This is a genomic window from Shewanella sp. SM68 (assembly GCF_025653925.1).
In the GTDB taxonomy this organism is placed as follows: Bacteria; Pseudomonadota; Gammaproteobacteria; order Enterobacterales; family Shewanellaceae; genus Shewanella; species Shewanella oncorhynchi.
In genome coordinates this window covers 171533-194656 of sequence record NZ_JAKKRU010000007.1, presented here as the reverse complement: position 1 = coordinate 194656, position 23124 = coordinate 171533, and the positions used below count along the sequence as shown (strand labels likewise).

Sequence of the window (23124 nt, the reverse complement as noted above, 5' to 3'; positions counted from 1 at the left end):
CACTATTCATAGCCTACAGGCAAACCTAGCATGTCACGGGTCACTAAAGTCACGCCTTTTTCGGACACCCTAAAGCCTTTAGCTCTGTCGTGATCATGGTTATAACCTATCACCATGCCTTCGGGAATAATGCAGCCACGGTCAAGTATCGCATTCTTGATTTTGCAATGGCGCAGCACGACTACATCGGGTAGCACTACTGAATCTTCAACTAACGAATAAGAACAAACGCGTACTTCGTTAAACAATACGCTACGGCGCACTGTCGCCCCCGAAATAATACAACCGCCCGAAACAATCGAGTCCAGCGCCATACCGCGTCTGTCATCGTCATCAAACACAAATTTAGCGGGTGGTAATTGTTCTTGGAAAGTCCAAATTGGCCATTTCGCATCGTACAAATTCAGTGCTGGCGTAGGCGATAACAGTTCCATATTCGCTTGCCAGAAAGAGTCTAGCGTACCCACATCGCGCCAATAGGCTTGCTCGTTCGGGAAAGCGCTCTTAAAGGGATAGGCGAACACATTATGTTTTTCGATGATCGCAGGAATAATATCCTTACCAAAATCGCGATCTGAGCTTTCGTTTAAGGCATCTTTCTTGAGCTGGTCAAACAAAAACTCTGTGTTAAACACATAGTTGCCCATAGATGCTAAACACATTTCAGGATTACCCGGAGAATGCTTAGGTTGCAGCGGCTTTTCTTCAAAGCCTAAAATGCGCATCTCTTCATCGACTTCCATCACCCCAAACGAACCCGCAGCTTCGGCAATCGGCACTTCAAGGCAAGAAACTGTCATATCTGCACCCGACTCGGCATGGGCGGCTAATAACCCAGCATAATCCATGCGATACACGTGATCGCCAGACAATACCATCACGTATTTAGGCAGCTCGTGGCGAATGATATCGATATTTTGAAATACCGCATCGGCCGTGCCTTGGTACCAGTTTTCCGAATAGCGTTGTGAAGCGGGTAAAATCTCCACCGACTCGCCCAGCTCCTTCTTAAAATGGCCCCAACCCCGCATCACATGGCGGATCAAAGAATGCGACTTGTACTGAGTCACAACCCCGACTCGACGAATACCCGAGTTGATACAATTTGAGAGCGGGAAATCGATAATACGAAACTTACCACCGAAATACAGTGCAGGTTTAGCACGCCAATCCGTGAGTTCATGCAAGCGAGACCCGCGCCCACCAGCTAAAATCAACGCATAGGTTTCACGAGTTAAATTACTGATATAACGAACATTAGACATAGGCTCTTACTCCGAAATCGGCAAAATGATTGCCCATAAATGGCTTATCGATACGGCAGATACTGCCGTACTCCCCTGAGTATTTCTCACTTGCATCCCCCATTCCTTCCATTGATTACTTTAATCCTTTCAAACACTTATACTCAACCGCTATAACAAGACTTATAACCCAGAGCCCAGCCCTTACAGTTTCCAAATTTCATCGCGATAACCCGCGATCGTCACATCACTCGAAAAACGTCCACTGGCGGCGGTATTGCGAATACTCATCTGCGTCCACACCTGCGGATCTTTATAGGCCCGCGCCACGGCTTCTTGCACGACTCGGTAACTGTCAAAGTCGGCGGCCGTCATCCATTGATCGTCGCTGCTTTCGATGGCGGCAATAATGGGATCGAAAATCCCCGGCTCAAGCAGATTGAAGTGACCACTTTTGAGTAACTTCATCACCTCAGATAACGCCGGTGAATCGTCAATAATGCTGCGCGGATGATAATGGTTACGTACCTGCGAGACCTGCTCCGCATTGAGTCCAAACAGGAAGAAGTTCTCAGAGCCCACTTCCTCTAACATCTCGATATTGGCGCCATCCATAGTGCCGATTGTCAGGGCGCCGTTCATCATGAACTTCATATTGCCCGTGCCCGATGCCTCTTTGCCCGCGGTTGAAATTTGCTCGGACAAATCAGTCCCCGGACAGATTTTTTCCATGGCGCTGACGTTGTAGTTTGGTAAGAAAGCAAAGCGTAGGTAAGGCGTCACCATAGGATCGGAATTGACCATATGAGCAACATTGCTGGCGAGCTTGATGATCAACTTAGCCATAAAGTAACCGGGCGCCGCTTTACCGCCGATCAATACACAACGTGGCACCATGTTTTCGGTGTGGCCTTGCTGGATCTGGTGATAGAGATGGATCACATGCAAGATATTGAGTAACTGACGTTTATATTCGTGAATACGCTTCACTTGCACGTCAAACAGCATAGCCGGATCGAACTCAACCCCACATTCCTTAACAATCATCTTAGCCAGCAAAGCCTTGTTGGCTTGCTTCACATCACGCCATTTTTGGATAAACGCATTGTCCTGTGTGAGAGCATTGAGCGCCGTTAACTGGCTTAAGTCTGTCACCCATTCTTGACCTAAATGGGCGGTCAGTAACTTAGCTAAGGCAGGGTTACAATGGGCAAGCCAACGTCTTGGCGTCACACCATTAGTGCGGTTATTAAACTTATGCGGCCACAACTCATAGAAATCCTTAAACAACCCAGATTTGAGTAGTTGCGTATGTAAACCCGCGACACCGTTGACCGAGAAACTCGCCACAATCGCCAAATACGCCATACGTACATAGGGATGTGGGCCATCTTGAATAATTGACATACTCGCCAATTTCTCACTATTTCCAGGCCAATGGTGGGCGACAATATCTAAGTAACGGGCGTTGATTTCATAAATGATTTCTAAGATGCGTGGCAACATTTGTGCCATCATACGCACGGGCCAACGCTCTAGTGCTTCAGGCAACAGGGTATGGTTAGTGTAAGCCATGGTCTGGCTGGTAATCGCCCACGCACTGTCCCATTCCAAACCGTATTCGTCGATCAATAATCGCATCAACTCAGGCACGGCAATGCTAGGGTGAGTGTCATTCAACTGCATGACATTTTTAGCGGCAAACTGCGTAAAATCATGACCATGACGACTCACCCAACGTTTGAGTAAATCCTGCAAGCTAGCGGAGGATAAAAAGTATTGCTGACGTAATCGCAGCTCTTTGCCGTTCTCGCTCGCATCATTAGGATAGAGCACCATAGTGATCTGCTCGGCCAAGTTTTTACGGGCCACGGCTTCCGTGTAGTCGCCTTGGTTAAACTCAGCTAAATCAAAATCATCGGTCGCTTCAGCCTTCCACAATCTCAAGGTATTTACTCGGCCATTGCGATAACCAGGAACTGGCATGTCATAGGCGACGGCGAGCACATCTTGGGTTTCAACCCAAATAATGTGCCGACGGCCTTGTTTATCGACATAGGATTCAGTGTGGCCAAAAAAAGGCACAATCACGTTGTGGGTAGGGACACGCACTTCCCACGGATTGCCTTCGCGCAACCAACGGTCAGGGCGTTCAACTTGGTAACCGTCGACTATCTTCTGGGCGAACATGCCATATTCGTAACGTATGCCATAGCCTGTCACTGATAAGTCCATGCTGGCGCAGCTATCGAGGAAACACGCGGCTAATCGACCTAGGCCGCCGTTGCCTAAACCGGCATCATGTTCGGCCTCTTCTAACTCTTCTAACGATACCGCATAGTTGCTCAAGGCATCACGGCTATCTTGTTGCAAATCTAAACTCAGTAGTGCATTACCTAGTGCACGGCCCATCAAAAATTCAAGGGATAAATACGCCACTTGCTTGCGCTTAAAATGGCTGTCATCCACTCGAGTCTGACGCCAATTATCTAGCATCTGTTCTTTCACGCTGTAAGCTAACGCTTGAAATAATTCGCAGCTCACGCCTTCGCCACGGCTGAGTCCATAACGTAAATGGCGCTCAAAGGAAGCGGGCAAAGCATCGCAGGGTTCACAAGGCTCAGCGGCTTTAGACTTAGTCTGACGCTTAGCGGGCGCCTTCTTGCTCGCTGCTTTTGACTGAGCTAGTGTTACTGGTTTTTCGCTGGTATTGGGGCTCAGCTCGCTTTTGTCACTCATAGTTAATTCCTTCATTTCCTATAAAATCAGCATGAAAAAGCATGAGACTACGATCTTGCAGTAAGTATCGCGTCGCAGAGATCTGAACATCCAGCGGCTCAGTTTGGGTATGAATAAGGCATTGCCACGGACTCAAGTGCTCGAAAGTCGGCAGGGTAAAAGCGAGAGGATTGTCGTCGGCATTAACCATCAACAGCAAAGCTTGCTGCTTGCCTTGATCTTCTAAATCACCGGAAAGCACCACAGACAAACTGCGGCACATAGATTCGGTCCACAAGCTCTTGGTCATTTGTTCACCTTGGCGACTAAACCAATCTAATCGAGTACCAATATCGGCTAAGGATTCAGCCAATAACTGTTCGTGAATGAAGCGCTTAGCACATAACAGCGGGAAACGTTTCCGCAGGGCAATAAGCTGTTGAGTAAAGGCCAACAGCTCAGTGTCCATGCCCTTTGCCGACCAATCAAACCAGTTCAGTTCATTGTCTTGGCAATAGGCATTATTGTTGCCTTGCTGAGTGCGGCCTGTCTCATCACCGCTCAACAACATAGGCACACCTTGAGATAAAAATAGCGTAGTCAATAAGTTACGTTGTTGACGACTGCGAAGTTCTAGAATTGAGCTATCTTCGGTTTCCCCTTCAATCCCATAATGATGGCTGAAGTTTTCTTGGTGACCATCGCGGTTATCCTCCCCATTTGCCAAGTTATGGCGCTGGGTATAACTCACTAAGTCTTTAAGGGTAAAACCGTCGTGACTGGTTAAAAAATTAAGACTGGTCGCAGGTGGACGGCCACTGTGCTCAAAAAAATCCCCCGAGCCGTGAAAACGCCGAGCAAATTCGGGCAACATGCTGTGATCGCCGCGCCAAAAGCGGCGCATAGTGTCTCTATATCTGTCGTTCCATTCACTAAAAGCCACGGGGAAATTGCCCAATTGATAACCGCCAGGGCCAATATCCCAAGGCTCAGCAATTAATTTCACTCGGCACAAAACAGGGTCTTGCAACAGCGCATCGAAGAAACCTGAGCCGGGATCAAAACCATAGGCTTCGCGACCTAAGCAAGCCGCCAAGTCGAAGCGAAACCCATCGACGCCCATGATTTCTACCCAATAACGCAGCGAATCTAGTACGAGCTGTAACATGCGTGGATGATTGATATTTAAGGTGTTTCCGCAACCCGTATCATTAATATAAAAACGCTTATCATTCGGATGCAGACGGTAATAACTGAGATTATCTATGCCACGAAAACTAAAGGTCGGCCCAAGTCGACTCCCCTCGGCGCTGTGGTTATAGACCACATCGAGGATCACTTCGATACCTGCGCCGTGAAGTGCATCCACCATGGCCCGAAACTCACCAATGTTGTCGGATGATAGATAACTCGGCTCAGGAGCAAAAAAACCGATACTGTTGTAACCCCAATAGTTAGTGAGCTTTTTCTCGAGCAAAAATGGCTCAGTGAAAAAGGCCTGTACAGGAAGTAACTCGACACACGTCACCCCAAGTTCGGCCAAATAATCGATAGCCGGCTGAGTCGCTAAGCCCGCAAAGGTGGCACGTTTATGGGGTTCAATCTCAGGATGCACCGCCGTAAAGCCTTTAACATGCATCTCATAAATGATACTGCGCTCTAGAGGTTTGGGCTGAAACCTCGTCGCAAGGGGCTGAATCGACTGCTTGGCAGCTATCTCGATTAATGGACGAATGTCCACGACCTTGCATTTTGGCACATAGGCAGCGTTATCTAACTTGCTGAAAGATAAGTCTTCATCCATGTGGTTCAGCTCGTAACCATAGTTAGACTCATGGTCGCAATATTCACCGACGAGCTGGCGCGCATAGGGGTCGAGCAATAATTTATTGGGGTTAAATCTGTGACCAAGCTGAGGCTCATAGGAGCCATAAACGCGATAACCGTAGAGTTGCCCCGCCTTAAGCCCTTGCACAAACACATGCCAGATTTGCTGGGTTTGTTCAGTTAACGCAATACGCGCGACTTCTTGCTCGCCATTGTCATCAAATAAACATAACTCAACCGCTGTGGCGTTAGCTGAAAATAACGCAAAATTGACGCCATCGCCCTCAACATTAGCACCGAGCGGAAAAGGCTCACCTACCCCTAACGCCCATTTTTCGCTTTGAAATGGGTGTTTTTTAGCGTCAGGGTTGAGCTTAATATCATCAGCCGTGGGCTTTTGCATGCTAGTTCGCCTCAGCCAATCCGGTTAACGCAGGCCCTATCACTAGGCAACCCAAGGGTGGCACAGTGATCAGCGCGCTCTGCGCCATTCCTTGCCACGACAGCGGCTCAGCAACCACAGTGCCCGCATTACCTTGATTACTGCCACCATAAATCTGGCTATCGCTATTAAGATATTCGCGGTAATCCCCCGCCAAAGGCAAACCAATACGGAACCCAGTGTGCAATTGAGGCGTCATGTTGATGACAAACACTAACGGCGCATCACCTGCTAAACCGTAACGCACAAAGGTAAAGATGCTGTCGCGGCTATTCTCACAATCTAGCCAACTAAATCCTGCGCCCTCGTAATCCTGAACCGATAAGGCTGGCATTTTTTGATATAAGTGATTGAGATCTTTAAGCCAACGCTGGACGCCTTGGTGCGGCTCGTAAGCCAATAAGTGCCAATCTAAACTCTGGTTATGGTTCCACTCATTTCGCTGACCAAACTCGCAGCCCATAAAGAGTAATTTCTTACCTGGATGCCCCCACATAAAACCATAATAAGCACGCAGAGTTGCAAATTTCTGCCAATCATCACCGGGAATTTTATGCAGCAACGAGCCCTTGCCGTGGACCACTTCATCGTGACTCACGGACAACATAAATTGCTCGGTATAAGCGTACATCAAACTGAAGGTCAATTGATGATGGTGGAATTGGCGGTAAAGCGGATCACGGCCTAAGTAGCTTAAGCTGTCGTTCATCCAGCCCATATTCCATTTAAAGCCAAAGCCGAGACCTTGCTGATCCGTCGGCTTAGTCACCCCCGCAAAGGCGGTGGACTCTTCGGCAATCATGCAAATGCCGGGGAAAGCTTGGTACAAGCGTTGATTCAAAATTTGTAAGAAACTGATGGCCTCGAGATTCTCCCGTCCACCATAGGCATTAGGCAGCCATTGGCCCGGCTCGCGGCTGTAATCGAGATACAACATAGAAGACACGGCATCGAGACGCAGGCCATCAAAATGAAACTCCCGCAGCCAATAACAAGCATTACTCAACAAGAAGCTGCGCACTTCACCGCGATCATAGTTATAAATTAGGGTATCCCAATCGGGATGTGTACCCTTGCGAGGATCTTCATGCTCATACAGACAAGTGCCATCGAAACGCACTAAGCCGTGGGGATCCTTAGGGAAATGCGCCGACACCCAATCGAGGATAATACCAAGCCCCGCCTGATGGCAGGCATCCACAAAGGCCTTTAACCCATTGGCATCGCCAAATCTGTGGGTCGGCGCATAGAGACCCACAGGCTGATATCCCCACGAACCATCAAAGGGAAACTCGCTGATCGGCATCAGTTCGATGTGGGTAAAGCCTTGCTCCTTCACATAGGGAATAAGCTGTTCAATCAAGTCTTGATAATCAAGATATTGCTCGCCTTGCTCTCCCTTACGACGCCACGAACCTAAGTGCACTTCGTAGGCCGACATGGGCGCTTTATGCCAAGCAGTCGCCGCTCGCTTACTCATCCAAGCGGTATCATTCCAGCTATGGTGAGCTTTTTGGGGCACGATAGAAGCATTGTGGGGCGCGCATTCCATTTGGGTTGCCATAGGATCGGATTTAGTATGGCGCTCACCATTTTGATAAACCAAATCAAACTTATAGTGTGCACCTTCAGCCACATTGGGTAAAAATAGCTCCCATAAACCATTGGCAATATGTTGGCGCATCACATGGCGAGTATCGTCCCAATGGTTAAAATCTCCCACCACTGAAACCCGCTTAGCATTGGGTGCCCACACACAAAAATGCACACCTTCGACGCCTTGGGTTTGACGCCAGTTGGCCCCCAAAAATTCATAGGCGCGCTCGGCGCTGCCTTCACCAAACAGGTAAATATCGTCACTATTGAGCAGGGAATCAAACTGATAAGGGTCGACTATATCTAACTGACACAGGGGATATTCCACCCGTAGCAAGTAGAGAAACGGCTTGACGCGTCGTCCCAGAGTGCCGGCGAACAGTCCCTGCTCGTTGACTTTGTCCAGACTCGCTACTTTGCGGCCATCTTTAATGCTGATCACATCTACACTGAGGGCATTGCGTAAAAAACAACGAACAATTAATGCCTTCCCCTCGTTGGCACTGTGCATACCCAAGAGCGAAAAAACATCAGTGTATTGACCATTAAGTAGGGCGACGTCGGCACCATCGTAGAAATAGGCATTGGCTTGAGTCATCATTTTTCTTCCGTTTATCAGTCAATTAAACTTGCAAATTGGCACTCTTTACCCACATCCCCCCTAATAATCTCATCTTTAGGGATGGCATAATGTGGTGCGACTTAGGCAGCCTTTCGCTGGTGCTAGATTTAGCTCGGTAGCTGTCTCGCCACAGCGATATTTTGTAATCGCTGCAGTATCTCTGGCGAAGTCGACACTTGCGTTAAATTCAGCGGCAGGCGACGCTGCCAATTTGGATATTCGAGCCAAGTACCGGGAATATTCACCGCATGGCGATCGGCTAATAAATCGCACAGTTGCACGCTGTATAGCGCACTATTGCCGCGAGCTCCTAAGGTCATCCAAGCCGTGAGTAAGGTTTGAATATCGAGTTCGGCTATCGTCACATCGGCTAAAAGACCTTGAGCGACTAACAGTGAAATGAGTTGCTGCTTTTCATGTTCACGCCCAGCAAGCGCCTCACCTAGCTGCTCGTCAGTTTCAAACAGGGATAACTGCCGACGCAGGTGTAAATCACTGCCACACCACCAAGCGACTAAAGTCGGCACATCGTGATTCGCCAGCATCATTAAGCTTTGGGACTTATATTGATCCGGTGATTTAAAGCCTTGATGGTCTTTGCAGAAATAGAACAACTCGTTGGAATAAATGCCAGAAGTGTAGAGACGATGAATAATGTCAGGTGGCACCAGTCCTAAATCTTCGCCAATCACCACACAGCGAGCACGTTGGCTCTCAAGGCAAACGATGGCAAGCAAGGTTTCGACGGGATAATAAACATAGGCACCGTGACCGAGTTGCTTATCCAGCGGCCACCACCAGAGTCGCAGTAAGCCCATCACATGATCGATACGCAAGGCACCACAGCTTTCCATATTGGCGCGGATCAAGGCGATAAAATGACTGAAATGATGTTGTTTTAACTTCACAGGATCGAGTGGCGTTAAGCCCCAATTTTGTCCTTGGGGTGCAAAGGGATCGGGCGGTGCACCTATGCTGGCATTCAAACAAAACTGCTCGGCATTGGCCTGCACTTCACTGCCTTGCAGCGCTGCACCAACGGCCAAATCACGGATCAATCCCAACCCCATCCCCACCTCTTTAGCTTTTAGCTGACAGAGGTGTAACTGCTTTTCAGCAACAAATTGCAGGTAAAGATAGAAACCTTCCTCTTGCACAAACGCTTTAGGACTACGTAAATATTCCGCTTGAGCAAACTCTTGTAGTGCACTGCCCTGCTCACGTACAAACTCATGGAATCTTTGCGCTCTGGGCGTGTCGTTCGCCAGATGCGTATCACAAAAAACGCGATATAACTGCTCAAAGGCACGGTATTTCAGCTCACTGACCTTTGGATAATCGAGCCAATTATCACGATTCAGTAAGGCGATAGCCTCTACCCAAGTAGCGCTTGAAAATTCAGTGGCAAGAGCTTGATATTCAGGAACGCTTTGTAATTGAATATAAAGAGGATTAAGTCTGCGGCGATCGCACGGACTATAGGGACTCGGATGCTCTGGCGCTGCGATATCGAGGGCATGCAAGGGATTGAGTTGAATAAAATCCGCGCCTTGCGCCGCCACCAGCCCGATCAGTTGTTCTAAATCACCAAAGTCGCCAATGCCCCATTGGCTCTCGCTGCGCAAACTGTAGAGTTGGACGCTAATCCCCCAAGGTTTATGGCGTTTACCTTGGGCAACAGCCGTGAGTACGCCTTGGTAAGCGGCCCGCGGCGCCACCATTAAGGTGCCAGAGAACAAAGTACGAGTATCAGCCTCTGCCGTCACACAGCCCTCTAGCGCAGAGCTTGGCGCTTGTGTACTTGTCGATAGGGCATGTTTTAAGCTTAAGGCTATACGATGAAAGCCCAAACCTAACACAGAGAAATCACTCGCATTTTTGTCTGCTACTTGCACAAATGAGTCTTGGTTTTTTGTGAATGCAGGGTTGTTAGTGAACTCTTGGCTGCTCAGGAAATAGGACGCTAAATTCACCGCTTCAGTCTCGGCGGGCATTAAGTTGTCAGGGAAAGCTTGGGTCTTGGCCTCTGCTAAATCGAGGCGTGCGAATCCCAGTTGCGTAAGATCAAGGCGATAGTGTAGATAAAGCGTTTGTTCAATGCGGTAATCGCCAATGGACTTAAGCGCCGAGAAAGGCACATCGAATACGATGGACTCACCCTGTTCGCATTCAATCGCCACACTCAGATCTGAGGTATAGGTTTCCGGTAAACAAAGGCTTATCCAAGGTTCATCCACAAAACACCAATGGAATTCAGGTAGCACCTGAGTCCAAGGACGGGCATCCAGTAGATCAATTTGCGACGCGATCAGTGCTTCGGTCAATACCGCATCGACACAGGTCAGCCCAGCATCACTCGATAACGCTTCTGTAGCAGGAGCATCAATGGCAGTCCCTGCCACGCTGTTTTTTTCCTGTAACATACAGGTCAAGATACCTTGCCTGTCTACCTCGGAAATATGGATATTTTGGCCAAAACAATCAGTAAATTCTGCTCCAACTCCCCGCAAATACAGCAACTTTTCCAGCCCCATATTTTGTCGCCCCCGCGACCGCTCATCCATAGCTTTAGATATACAGTAACCATGCCAACGAAAAGTAACAAGAAGATGACATAAATATTTCAGAGAAATAACAAAAAACATTTTCAAAAAATCAGTAACTTACTAGAAGCACTCAGTTAAGTTGGCGCTCAGTAGCTATCAGGATATAAAGAGTGGAATGCACTAAATTGGGGCATGCGTTCAGCAAGAGGGCAAGCATGGCTCCTAAAGCATGCAATAAGTGAAGAGCAAAGGGATAGAAATAACATGACAAGCGTAAGTCATTTTTATGTCATTGCGTTCAGACTAATACTAACAAATACGTCAGGTGGCATATTAACCACAGATATCAGTGCAACACTTTGTATCAATTGCGTTTTATAACTTGAACAGCCTATCTCTCCTCTGTCAACATCTCGTCTCGCTACAGCATAGAAACATAATAACAACATTAAATTCATGGAACCTGATATGCCCTCGCATATACGCCAGTGGCTCAAGCCCATGGAATGCTAAAGCAAAAACACCCCAATGATGATTGAGAATAAGGATATGAAATGAAGAAGTTATCAGGATTACTATTTGTCGGCTGCATTGCCTTGACGGGTTGTGAAGGAAGTACAGATGGTGATTTAACGCCGACGCCACCGACGCCCGATCCCACGCCGCCAGCCTTAGCTGCGGATGTGTGTTATTTAATGAAAACGACGAAAGGCGATATCACACTTGCCATTGACTTAACTAACATGCCAATCACAGGTAAAAACTTTAAGCAGTATGTTGATAAGTCTTTCTATAACGGCACCTTATTCCATAGAACCATCAATAACTTTATGATCCAAGGCGGCGGTTTTACCACTGGTCTCAAAAGCAAACCGACCAGTGCCTCAATCAAGAATGAAGCCGCAGTCGGTATTAGCAACAAACGTGGCACTATTGCGATGGCAAGAGCAAATGCACCTGATACCGCTGCCTCTCAGTTCTTTATCAATGTATTAGATAATCCACATCTAGACGCGTCAGCGAGTAGTTATGGTTATGCAGTATTTGGCAAAGTGGTTGACGGCATAGAGGTGGTAGATCAAATCAGCATAGTCCCAACAAAAAATATCGAAGGCTTCCAAGACACACCAGTACAAGAGATCCTCATCAATTCAGTAACAGAAACAAGCTGCCCTGCTGTCTGATCTAACGCTTAATCGGCTAAAAGCAAAAAAGCACTGAGAATTCAGTGCTTTTTTTATCTTATAACTTTAGTCGTTGAAAAACGAAACTTACTCATCCCCTTGGATCTTCCCCACCAAGAGCATAGGCGCCGCATCAATTTTATCGGCGTCCATCATAGTCGCTATACGCTCAACGGCTGAGAGCAATTGACTCTGCTCCCATTCTTCAAGATTCTGATAACGCTTAATAAAATGATCCTGTAGCGGTTTAGGTGAGTCCTGTAACAGCGCTCGGCCCGCATCGCTAAGGTATAAATGCACCTTACGTTTGTCAGTCTCACTGCGCAGACGGATCACTAAACCACGGCCCTCGAGTCGATCGATAATGGTCGTCACAGTTGCAGGGCTCAGCGTAATTTCTTCCGCCACGGTTTTAGCCAATGGCGCATCCAATTGGGCGATTTTCTGCATCACCATCAATTGCGGCCCAGTTAAACCTGAGTGTTTGTTCAGCTGGCGAGAATGAATGTCGATAGCGCGTATCACTCGGCGCAGCGAAATAAGCAGTTGTTCGTACTTTTCCATCGTTCTTTTCATTCTCCCCATTCTAAGCAACGAGTGCACCTTACCAGAAAGCGCGACTGAACTCACCCACGGGAGGCACTTTTATGGTAAAAGTCCCTTAGATTACAACATGAATTGACGTGATACCGACAACACTAGACGCTCGTCGCTGGTATCTAAGTTCATGCTAGTATCTTCAGCGGCAAGACTGAAATCAAAGCCACTCCAGCTGGTCAGATAGGCGATACGGAAATGATTAAAGGATTTGCCACCATCCCATGACCATTTATCTTCATCGAGTGATGTCGAGCGATCGACACTAAAGCGAATATCATGTCCTTCAGCGACACTAACAGTATGGCCAAGCAACATAGTGTAATGCTCACCACCCAAACCAAAGTAATCCCATGTGTAGGTTAACTTAGCTTCAGAGTGACCCAGTGAACTATCATATCCTAACTTGCTATACAGCTCAGGATAGTTGTATTCATCGGAAAACGACTCGCCGTGGTAAGTGTAATAAGCCAGTCCGACATCGAAACTCAGTTGCTCATTGAGCTGATAAAACTTACCCGCATAGGCATCGAGTTCCAACCAAGTGCTGTCGTTTCCCCCAAAGTCGACGTTCGACGTAAAGCCACCCACATACCATCCCGAATCAAACCCGTAATCCAGACTGCCTTGCAGTGCTGGGCCGCTGTCCGTTTGGCTGACACCGTTAAAAGTGTAATCCGAAGTTGCCGTCACAGTGGCCGATAATCCGGCATTGGCCGCTGTTGACATCAATAACAATCCACTGGCGACAAGATAAAAACATTTTGATTTCATTATTAATTTTTCCATTAGTTAGCTAGCTCAATTTTAGTAAAGTCGATTTTGTTCTCTTTTGGCGAGCGCTCAATGGCACGAACAGTTTGCAATTGCGTCATCATGATGTAACCAAAACAGCTAAAGATCAGGCCCAGTGCGATTGCACCAACCCATTGAATTTGAAGAAAGTCTAATTGAAACAGTAATGTCAGACTGCAGAGCAAGACTAAGTTAAAACTGACATATTGAAACTTGCCTAACCGCTCAATGGTCAAATTAAGATTATCGGTATACAGGCGCACCAGTGAGTCGAGGGAATTGATTACAAAGGTAATTCCCACGATCACCATCGCCAGATTATAGAAGCCCGAAGTATCTAAGCCATTGGCGCTGTAGTAATAAAGTACGGTGAACCAAATCGCGATGGGGATAGACGGAAACACCATCATGGCCAACAGCACTTGATAGGTTTTCATGCCACCGACAAAGCGCGAGGTAAATTGGCCTATCATAATGCTCCATGCAAACCACCAGAACAGATAAAACTCATGGTAGTCATTGATGGGTAACACAAAATGTTGAATATTGCCGAAGTAGTCACCCAGCATGGCAAAGGTCGTAAAGAACTCGCCCACACTCGAGTCAGCCGATAAAAATGCACTGGCCCACATGATGGCAATCAAGCCTAAAAATAACCAAGTGCTCGCCAGACTCAAGATACGCACATAACGTATGCTAGTGCTGGAATACACAGCCGCGGCGATCACCATAAATACGATTAAATAGAAGCTACCGACTATAGTTTCGCCATCACCTAATTCGGGTAAATACCAAGGTAAATTGCTCAATAGCAAATAGGCAGTAAAGGCGCAGGTGCCAATAATCACGATATTATTAATGAACTTAACCCAAGGAATATCAAAAAACTTCACCCTAGGCTCGATGACACAAAAATAGAAACAGGTTAAAAAGTAGAAGCTCCAAATCAAGAAGGCCCAGAAGCCAAACTCAATCGCCAGTGGATTACTAAAGCCGTATTCAGGACTCGCCGCCACATTGGCGTAACCCGCAAACTCGGTGAGCGGAAACATGATCAAGCCAACATCAAGGCCTGAGGTAAACAGAATCGCGATAAAGGTAAAAGTACGCACAGGCGTCACGCCGATACAACGAATATTGCCCCAACGGTAAATCACAAACGCAATCGCGGTAAAAGTGAACAGTATCCCTGCGGATAATAACCAAGTCATAATGAGCACTCAGTCCCAGTCGATACTGGGTATAAGTCGGCATCTGGATATAAACCCATAAAATGTAACTCCATGTTTTTATTTAATAATAAAAACTGAACCATTTTTAAAGGCAACGTTCTGCCCTCAAGCCTTAAATATCGCTACTTAAAAACACTCCGCGATAGTTAAACCCTGATAGATGATCAGTCGTGAAAGCGGTCATTTGCACACTCACTGCGGGCTGACCGACCCTTTAGATAAAATGAATCATGACCCTTTTGAGTAATCAATTAATGAGTTTTGAGCCATCAATTAATGAGTCACTTCAAAATTGAAGCCGCCAGTCCGTCGATACGACGGACTGAGCAGGCGTGTTGTTAACTTATGGCTTTAACTTGTCGCAGTACTTCTTTGTGTGGTTTGCCAAGCGTCGGCAACCACAACGGCGGAATCTGCTGGCACTAACATCTCAGCCTCTAAAATCATATCCGCGGCGCGCTCGGCCAACATGATGGTCGGCGCGTTCAAATTGCCGTTCAGGATAGTCGGGAAAATAGAAGAATCCACCACCCGTAAATTCTGCAAGCCGTGCACGCGGGTTTCAGGATCCACCACCGCCATCGCATCTGTGCCCATCTTGCACGAGCAAGAAGGATGATAAGCACTCTCAACCGATTGGCGCACAAAGGCATCGATTTGTGCATCGGTTTGCACTTGTATGCTGGGTTGAATTTCCTCACCGCGATACTCATCGAATGGTGCCTGATTGATGATCTCACGAGTCAAACGCACGCAGGCCCTAAAGCCTTCAATATCATCGGGATGCTGTAAATAATTGAACTGAATTTTGGGCGGCACTTTTGGATCTGCCGACACTAAGGTCACGGCACCACGACTTTTAGGCTTGTTATGGCCCACATGCACCTGAAACCCATGACCCGCAAAGGCTTCTTTGCCATCGTAACGCATAGCCGCAGGTAAAAAGTGGTACTGTAAATCTGGCCATTCCAGACCCGCTTTTGAGCGAATAAAACCACAGGACTCGAAGTGATTCGTAGCCCCTAAACCGGATCTATCTAAAATCCACCGAGCACCGATTAAGAACTTGCTGAAAGGATCTAACTTGCCATTGAGTGAAATCGGTTTAAGGCATTTGAATTGGAAATAAAACTCTAAATGATCCTGTAAATTCTGACCAACACCGGGCAACTCATGTTGTAACTCGACCCCTGCATCGGCCAATACTTGGGGATCGCCAATGCCTGATAATTGCAGTAAATGCGGCGAACCTATTGAGCCAGCAGCTAAAATCACGTCTTTGTTACAACGAATATCTTCAACTTTACCTTTGTGTTCAATGCGAACGCCAACAGCCGTTTGTCCTTCCAATAACACTTTATGCACTAAAGCGTGGGTCACAACCGTGAGGTTACGTCTAGCCATCGCTGGGCGTAAATAGGCATTGGCGGTCGACCAGCGTACGCCTTTTTTGACCGTCATATGCATAGGGCCAAAACCTTCTTGCTGCGCCGCATTATAATCGGCGGTCGATAAATACCCCGCCGCAATGCCCGCATCCACAAAGGCTTGGTACAAGGGGTTTTGCATTTGATTGCCGTTATTCACGCCTAACGGCCCAGACTCACCGCGATACTCATCACCACCAAAGGCCCAGGTTTCCGCCTTCTTAAAGTACGGTAAGCAGTGGCTATAATCCCAATCGGTCGCCCCTTGCGCCTGCCACTCATCAAAGTCCCTGGCATGACCACGGACATACACCATGCCGTTGATCGACGATGAACCGCCAAGCACCTTACCCCGAGGACAATGCATCTTGCGATTATCTAAATATGGCTCAGGCTCAGTTTCAAACTGCCAAGCATATTTAGGGCTGTTCATCGGAATTGATAACGCTGTCGGCATCTGAATAAAGATGCTCTTATCGCTGCCACCGGTTTCTAATAACAGTACTTCGTTTTTAGGATCCTTTGACAAGCGATTGGCGAGCACACAACCCGCTGAGCCTGCGCCGACTATGATGTAGTTATAATATTTTTGCTGGAGTGAATGGACCAAAATGCCTCCTTAAAATGGGCTTTCTAAGGGCTGTAGACCCACGTAAACGGCTTTGACTTGGGTGTAATGCTTGAGTGTCTCGCTACCGTTTTCACGGCCAATACCCGACAATTTATAGCCACCCACAGGCATTTCGGCTGGCGATGCACCATAAGCATTGATCCAACAAATACCCGCCTGTAACTGATGAATGACCCTATGAGCACGGCTGATATCTTGGGTAAACACCCCAGCGGCCAAACCCATGGCGGTATTGTTTGCCCGAGCAATCACTTCGGCTTCATCTTTAAAGGTGAGTACCGACATCACAGGGCCAAAGATTTCTTCTTTACAGATGCGCATCTCGTCGGTGCAATGGGTGAAAATCGTCGGGGCAACAAAGTAACCATTGGGGGCATTATCAGGCGTTAATGCTGTGCCACCGGTGAGCAGAGTTGCGCCGTCATCGATACCTTGCTGAATATAATCGAGTACTTTTTGCTGGTGATCTTTGGAGATCAAGGCGCCAAAGTTAGTCTCTGGCGCCATAGGATCGCCCACCACAATATTGGTTTGAGTACGCATAAGCAGTTTTTCGATAAAGCGTGGATAAACTGACTCATGGACAAACACCCGCGTCCCATTGGTACAGACTTCACCTTGGGTATAGAAGTTACCGAGCATGGCACCTGAAACGGCATTATCGATATCGGCATCATCAAATACGATAAGCGGTGATTTACCACCGAGTTCCATAGTGACGTCTTTTAATGAACTTGCTGCCGCGGCCATGACTTTTTTACCGGTACCGACCTCCCCCGTGAAGGACACTTTGGCAATATCCGGATGTCCCGTTAACCAAGCGCCGACCTTGCCGTCACCCATCACGACGTTAAATACGCCATCAGGTAAACCCGCCTCACTAAAGAGTTGCGCTAATTTCAGTGCGCCAAGCGGCGTTTCTTCCGAAGGTTTAAAAATCATCACATTGCCGCTAGCTAAGGCAGGTGCGGCCTTCCAACAGGCGATTTGCAATGGATAATTCCACGCGCCAATGCCAGCACAAATACCTAAGGGCTCGCGGCGGGTGTAATAAAAATCCCCACCGACTTGCTGCTGCGCGCCTTCAAGCCCTGGGGCAATATGGGCAAAAAATTCGATAGCATCTGCGCCTGTGACCACATCAACCACTGAGGCTTCTTGCCAAGGTTTACCTGTGTCGCACACTTCGATTGCCGCGAGTTCATCATTACGAGCCCGCAATAATGCGACCGCGTTTAACAGAATACGACTGCGTTCGGTAGCACTCATGGCAGACCAAATCGCAAAGCCTTTTTTGGCGCTCTCGATGGCCGCTTGCTGAATTTTTTCATCGGCCACTTGCACTTGGTACGCCAATTGCCCAGTGGCAGGATTGACGACGTCGAAGGTTTCGCCGCTGTCGTTAGCGAGCAACTGACCCGCAATAAAGTTGTACTGTACTTCTACTGACATGTATTGACTCCATGCTGCTTTATCACATTGTGGATAAAGGTTTTGCATAATTTTTCGGCCTGAACAAAATCCTGCTCAGGGGTTTCACTTAAGGCGCTACGTAACCAAAATCCATCGATCATCGCCGCCGTTTGCTTAGCAGCAATCAGGGCAAACTCTTTGGGCAACACGTGCCGAAAGGAAAAATGTAAGTTGCTGTATAAGCGGCGACTATTGATATTCTGCAAACGGGCTAACTGGGGATCGTGGACGGCCTGTGCCCAAAAACTCAGCCAAGTGTGAGTGACATTTCGTGAGCGCTGTAACTCGGTAAAATTCGCTTCAACTATCATCATTAAGCGCTCTGTTGGCGCCAACACTTGTCCTTGGATTCGATTGAGCAACGCCTGCTTTAACTGCTCGAGTAAGTGACGCAGCGTCGCTTGGATCAAGCCCTGCTTACCACTGAAATAATGACTGATGATCCCCGACGACATCCCCGCCAACTGACTAATGCTGTTGATAGTCGTGTGCTGCAATCCATGCAAGGCAACCGATGCTAATGTCGCATCGATAAGCTGCTGTCTGCGTATCAATTTCATTGCGGCTTTAGGCATAAATACTCAAGGAATAACCACTCTCTCAATACTCTGAACGACGTTAATTGAACGTTCAATTAACAATCATGATAATGATTAGTGATGTAACTATCAACCTAAAATAGCACAGTGACAAAGCTCACAAGTTAGTTATGTAAAAAAGAATTAATGTGTAAAAACAAGATAAATGTATAGATTTCTTTGACTTGCGGCCCTAACACAACCACAGCAGCACGCATAAATTAATATTAGATATCAAACTAATTAATTGGAGTTAATGCTACAAATGAGAGTATTCATGAGGTTTAACCTCTGTTAGATTTAACAATTGAGCCGTCAAACTCTGGATAAGAAAGTGGGATAAAAAGTAAACGAAAAATGCACAGAAATGATGCATCACCAGGGGCGCTAACAACGCTAAAAAAACCATATCGTACGCCAACACTAATACCCGTCATAAAAGTCCGAAATTTAGTTACCCAGTTCCAACTTTAGTGGGAAATTACCCTCAGATAAGCGCCGAACTCGATCAAGCTCACACTTTCACTACCTCCAAATTGGTAGCTTGATCACCAGAAAAGAACACAACTTAATCTTTACAAGCAAATAGGTGGATTTTATGGCTGCTAAATTTTTTATTCCTTCTGTCAACGTATTAGGCCAAGGCGCAGTGGATGATGCTATCGGTGACATCAAAACCTTAGGCTTTAAACACGCACTCATAGTGACAGATAAACCCTTAGTCAAGATTGGCTTAGTGGGTGAAGTGGCCGAAAAACTCGGTCAAAATGGTATTACCTCCACCATCTATGATGGTGTACAACCTAACCCAACAGTGACGAACGTCGAAGCGGGTTTAGCCCTGTTAAAAGCCAACAAGTGTGACTTTGTGATTTCACTCGGCGGCGGATCACCCCATGATTGCGCCAAGGGTATCGCCCTTGTTGCCACCAATGGCGGCAGCATTAAGGATTACGAAGGGTTAGATCAATCCGCAAAACCACAGTTGCCGTTAGTGGCCATTAATACGACGGCAGGTACTGCCAGTGAAATGACGCGCTTTTGTATCATTACCGACGAAGCCCGCCACATTAAAATGGCGATTGTCGATAAGCACACCACGCCTTTGCTGTCGGTCAACGACCCTGAGTTAATGCTGAAAAAGCCTGCGAGCCTCACGGCCGCAACCGGTATGGATGCACTGACTCACGCAGTTGAAGCCTATGTGTCTATTGCAGCTAACCCGATCACAGACGCCTGTGCGATCAAGGCCATGGAATTGATTCAAGCTAACTTAGTCAACGCAGTTGAAAACGGTCAAGACATCAACGCCCGTGAACAAATGGCCTACGCCCAGTTCTTAGCGGGTATGGCGTTTAACAATGCCAGCTTAGGTTATGTGCATGCGATGGCGCACCAATTAGGCGGTTTCTACGATCTGCCCCACGGCGTGTGTAACGCCCTGCTGCTGCCCCATGTGCAGGAATACAACGCCCAGGTCGTCCCTGCTCGCTTAAAAGACATTGCCAAGGCTATGGGTGTCGATGTGTCTGCGATGACAGATGAGCAAGGTGCCAGAGCGGCGATAGCGGCAATCAAAAAACTGTCTGTTGCGGTTAAGATCCCTGAAAACCTGACCTTATTAGGCGTGAAAGCGGAAGATATTCCAACACTTGCAGATAACGCGTTAAAAGATGCCTGTGGATTCACCAATCCAAAACAAGCGACCCATGCGGAGATCTGTCAGATCTTCACTAATGCGCTGTAATTGTGCGCAGTAATCGCCATACCTTACCAATCGCAAGTTATCGCACTGTAATCGTGCGCTAACTTGCTGGATAACGACTTATTGTCCTGCTAGTGCGTAAACACGACTTCATCCTCCAATGAATTCGTTTTAGGCTCCAATAGTGCACAGATTATTGCTGCACTATTGGGGCCTTTTTTACACCTGTATCAACAAGATGGTGAGGTAAGTTACTATCTTAAAAATTGAGTAACAAAAACCAACATAAAACTCAGTGTCTATGCACCTTTGCACTGACAAAACACTCACAAATCAGCATATTCAAGAAGAAAGGATCTGAACCTAAAATATTCATAGCAAAATGATATAAAAAACGTGATCTCTGTGGGTTACAGACTGTTACAGATCCGATAAGATGGCCCCAGTTCGCTTTTTCCCTGCAAAAGATGAAGCCAGCTGAGAGGCCCGTTCTAACGAATGGGCCTCTGTCCATTCTACCTTCTGCATTTCCTCTGCGACAACTTATGCTGCCACTTACTCATATAGCTCCCATCAAAGTTTAATTAACCTATTTACTCCGCTGTTCGCTCTTTTTATCAATAAGACTTACTGACGACCAAGTTGTTGCTTTATTAATCAGTAATTCAGCAAAAGCGAAACTTCACCCAAAACTGAGATCTAGCACAAAGTTATTGGCATAAAACTCATGCTAAATAGAGACATGACAGATTAAGTAAATGGTTAATTTTCATGCAGTAACTATCCTTCTCCGTCAAAAAACATCAAGGCTATATAGACTTAATTAATGATTGACCGAATTCAAAAACGATGCCTATGATGGCAACAATATCCTCGAACAGGTAGGTACGCTATGACTGCAATCACCCATGTATATAACTACACAGTTAGATGTCCACATTACAAAGATCCTGAACATCCCGTTACTTGGTTAAATCATATTGAAATGAACCAGTCCTGTGAGATCGCGTTAAATCGCATCACTAAATGGCACGAGCTTTCTGGGGAAAAAACCTTCGAAACGAATAAGTTTGTGGTTCGTAAAGCCGAAAATGAAGATGCTTACTTCTCAATGCAGAGTGACAGACTCAAAAATGACGGCCATGCCTTAGTCACCTTTAAAATCTTTTTAGACGATTGCTGTGACGATGCGGCGCCAGAAGAAATCATGCAGCACCTGATTGAAGACTATCAACAACGCTTAGCCAAACTCGAATAATCTTTGCAGTATTATTTAGCGACCTTAGACGCCAGTGCGCAAAACGCCACTGGCGTTTTTATTTGTCGAGTTAGATAACTCAACCCACGACGTCATTTAATGCTCTTAGTTTCACTCACTCGGTTGATACTCGAACAGAAGCATTGCAACAGCGACTCAGCAGATAATGTCGCCATAGCGTGATTCAGCTCAAGATCTGTTATATTGTCCCGAATGTCATTTAGCACAGTAAAAATGGCAAGGCCCAGTAAATTGAGTTACGAACTTAAATTGAGGATTAGCATCACAATGAATAAAGCGACGCTCATTATTATTCCTTTATTACTCGCTACATCCGCCTGTGCGGATTTAAAGGACGCAGGCCGTGCCATCGGCACAACGACTAAAGAAGTCACCACTGAGATAGGCCACGCGACTCGAGACACGACAAAAGCCATAGGTCATGCTTCACGGGATGCGGTCAAATCGGTAAAAGAAGATTTAACCAAAGACTAATGACAGTGACGCCTAGGCGTCACTGCTCATTTTAAGCATCTTATACATTTAAGCATCACGCATTTTAAGCGCCACGCCCCTTAAGCCGCATTCGCCCGAATACCATGGGGCACAGGCAATCCTTGGGCATTGACATGCACAAACACCATCTTATCTATGCTCACCACTGGCGCCTGCGTCATCTTATTGCGTACTTGGCAACTGACGGTAATAGAACTGTGGCCGAGACTCACGAGCTCCAGACCAAACTCAATCACATCCCCTTGATGCGCTGGCGTCATAAAGTTGATTTCAGAAATCAGCTTAGTCACATGGCTGGTGCTCTTCATCTGGCAGGCAGCAAAGATAGCGGCCTCCTCATCTATCCAACTGAGCAACTGACCGCCAAACAGGGTATTTGCTGGATTTAAATGTTCAGGTTTAACTAAACGGCGACTGTAATATTTCATGGCGGTGACCTCAATGTGAATGCCAACAATCAGCTTTAATACTCTATAACTTCCCGTAATATTCAGAGCATTATTCAGGCCACAATTGATCGCCATTAAATAACAATGAGATAGCAATAAGCTGCTGTAAAATAATCCGATTATTGCACCAAGTCGCATCAGAGTTGCACCATATTAATCAGCACAATAATGAACCAATAAGCAAAAAAATAGCGACTCATAGAGTCGCCAAGCTAAGGCAAGCAAAAACTTACTGGGTAGGAAGTTAAGTCACAAGGTTTGACTTAAAAACCCGCGCAGCTCAT

General features: G+C 46.8%; 16 protein-coding genes. 4 read left to right on the top strand and 12 right to left on the bottom strand.

The features are described from left to right. Positions 1-2: 2 nt before the first annotated feature. The 5 genes from glgC to malQ all read right to left on the bottom strand — a co-directional run bounded on the left by glgC (position 3) and on the right by malQ (position 10983). Entirely contained in the window at positions 3-1265 is a 1263-nt protein-coding gene (gene glgC / locus L5M40_RS13305; RefSeq protein WP_006085131.1) for a glucose-1-phosphate adenylyltransferase, read from the bottom strand. Between the two features lie 183 nt (positions 1266-1448). Further along, a complete protein-coding gene (locus tag L5M40_RS13300; RefSeq protein WP_263256753.1) occupies positions 1449-3983 on the bottom strand; it encodes a glycogen/starch/alpha-glucan phosphorylase in 2535 nt (844 codons plus the stop codon). Further along, the gene (gene glgX, locus L5M40_RS13295; protein ID WP_173246012.1) at positions 3976-6192 is read right to left on the bottom strand and encodes a glycogen debranching protein GlgX; all 2217 of its coding nucleotides are present in this window, start codon (positions 6190-6192) and stop codon (positions 3976-3978) included. Before glgX ends, L5M40_RS13300 begins: the two co-directional genes overlap by 8 nt. Position 6193: 1 nt before the next feature. Next, a complete protein-coding gene (gene glgB, locus L5M40_RS13290; protein WP_173246015.1) occupies positions 6194-8428 on the bottom strand; it encodes a 1,4-alpha-glucan branching protein GlgB in 2235 nt (744 codons plus the stop codon). Between the two features lie 128 nt (positions 8429-8556). Continuing rightward, positions 8557-10983, bottom strand: coding sequence for a 4-alpha-glucanotransferase (gene malQ, locus L5M40_RS13285; RefSeq protein ID WP_263176717.1), 2427 nt, complete (start codon positions 10981-10983; stop codon positions 8557-8559). Positions 10984-11549: 566 nt separating this feature from the next. Between malQ and L5M40_RS13280 the strand changes: the two genes are divergently transcribed. Continuing rightward, positions 11550-12179 carry a peptidylprolyl isomerase gene (locus tag L5M40_RS13280; RefSeq protein WP_105249787.1) on the top strand — a complete coding sequence of 210 codons (630 nt, stop codon included), beginning with the start codon at positions 11550-11552 and terminating at the stop codon, positions 12177-12179. Positions 12180-12266: 87 nt separating this feature from the next. On the opposite strand, the gene L5M40_RS13275 is transcribed toward L5M40_RS13280, so the two are convergent. From L5M40_RS13275 to betI, 6 genes are all read right to left on the bottom strand, one after another. Then, complete coding sequence (locus L5M40_RS13275; RefSeq protein ID WP_006080852.1) at positions 12267-12743, bottom strand: MarR family winged helix-turn-helix transcriptional regulator; 477 nt, start codon at positions 12741-12743, stop codon at positions 12267-12269. Positions 12744-12845: 102 nt separating this feature from the next. Continuing rightward, a complete protein-coding gene (locus L5M40_RS13270) occupies positions 12846-13550 on the bottom strand; it encodes a TorF family putative porin (RefSeq protein ID WP_263176713.1) in 705 nt (234 codons plus the stop codon). A 14-nt stretch (positions 13551-13564) separates the two neighbouring features. Beyond that, complete coding sequence (locus L5M40_RS13265) at positions 13565-14782, bottom strand: BCCT family transporter (RefSeq protein ID WP_263176712.1); 1218 nt, start codon at positions 14780-14782, stop codon at positions 13565-13567. A gap of 372 nt (positions 14783-15154) precedes the next feature. Then, positions 15155-16840: a choline dehydrogenase gene (betA, locus tag L5M40_RS13260; RefSeq protein ID WP_263176711.1), complete on the bottom strand. Its 1686-nt coding sequence runs from the start codon at positions 16838-16840 to the stop codon at positions 15155-15157. 9 nt (positions 16841-16849) lie between these two features. Continuing rightward, a complete protein-coding gene (gene betB / locus L5M40_RS13255; RefSeq protein WP_263256752.1) occupies positions 16850-18313 on the bottom strand; it encodes a betaine-aldehyde dehydrogenase in 1464 nt (487 codons plus the stop codon). Next, positions 18304-18909, bottom strand: coding sequence for a transcriptional regulator BetI (betI, locus tag L5M40_RS13250; RefSeq protein WP_263176708.1), 606 nt, complete (start codon positions 18907-18909; stop codon positions 18304-18306). The genes betB and betI overlap by 10 nt, the downstream gene beginning before the upstream one ends. A 601-nt stretch (positions 18910-19510) precedes the next feature. Here betI and yiaY point away from each other — a divergent pair. From yiaY to L5M40_RS13235, 3 genes are all read left to right on the top strand, one after another. Next, entirely contained in the window at positions 19511-20659 is a 1149-nt protein-coding gene (gene yiaY, locus L5M40_RS13245; protein WP_263176707.1) for an L-threonine dehydrogenase, read from the top strand. An 850-nt stretch (positions 20660-21509) separates the two neighbouring features. Continuing rightward, positions 21510-21875 carry a hypothetical protein gene (locus tag L5M40_RS13240; protein WP_028760718.1) on the top strand — a complete coding sequence of 122 codons (366 nt, stop codon included), beginning with the start codon at positions 21510-21512 and terminating at the stop codon, positions 21873-21875. Between the two features lie 288 nt (positions 21876-22163). Beyond that, complete coding sequence (locus L5M40_RS13235) at positions 22164-22370, top strand: hypothetical protein (RefSeq protein WP_028760719.1); 207 nt, start codon at positions 22164-22166, stop codon at positions 22368-22370. Positions 22371-22450: 80 nt separating this feature from the next. Here the strand turns inward: L5M40_RS13235 and L5M40_RS13230 are convergent, their stop codons facing one another. After that, positions 22451-22819 (bottom strand): acyl-CoA thioesterase, encoded by a 369-nt coding sequence (locus L5M40_RS13230; protein WP_006080843.1) that lies wholly within the window; start codon positions 22817-22819, stop codon positions 22451-22453. Positions 22820-23124 lie beyond the last annotated feature (305 nt).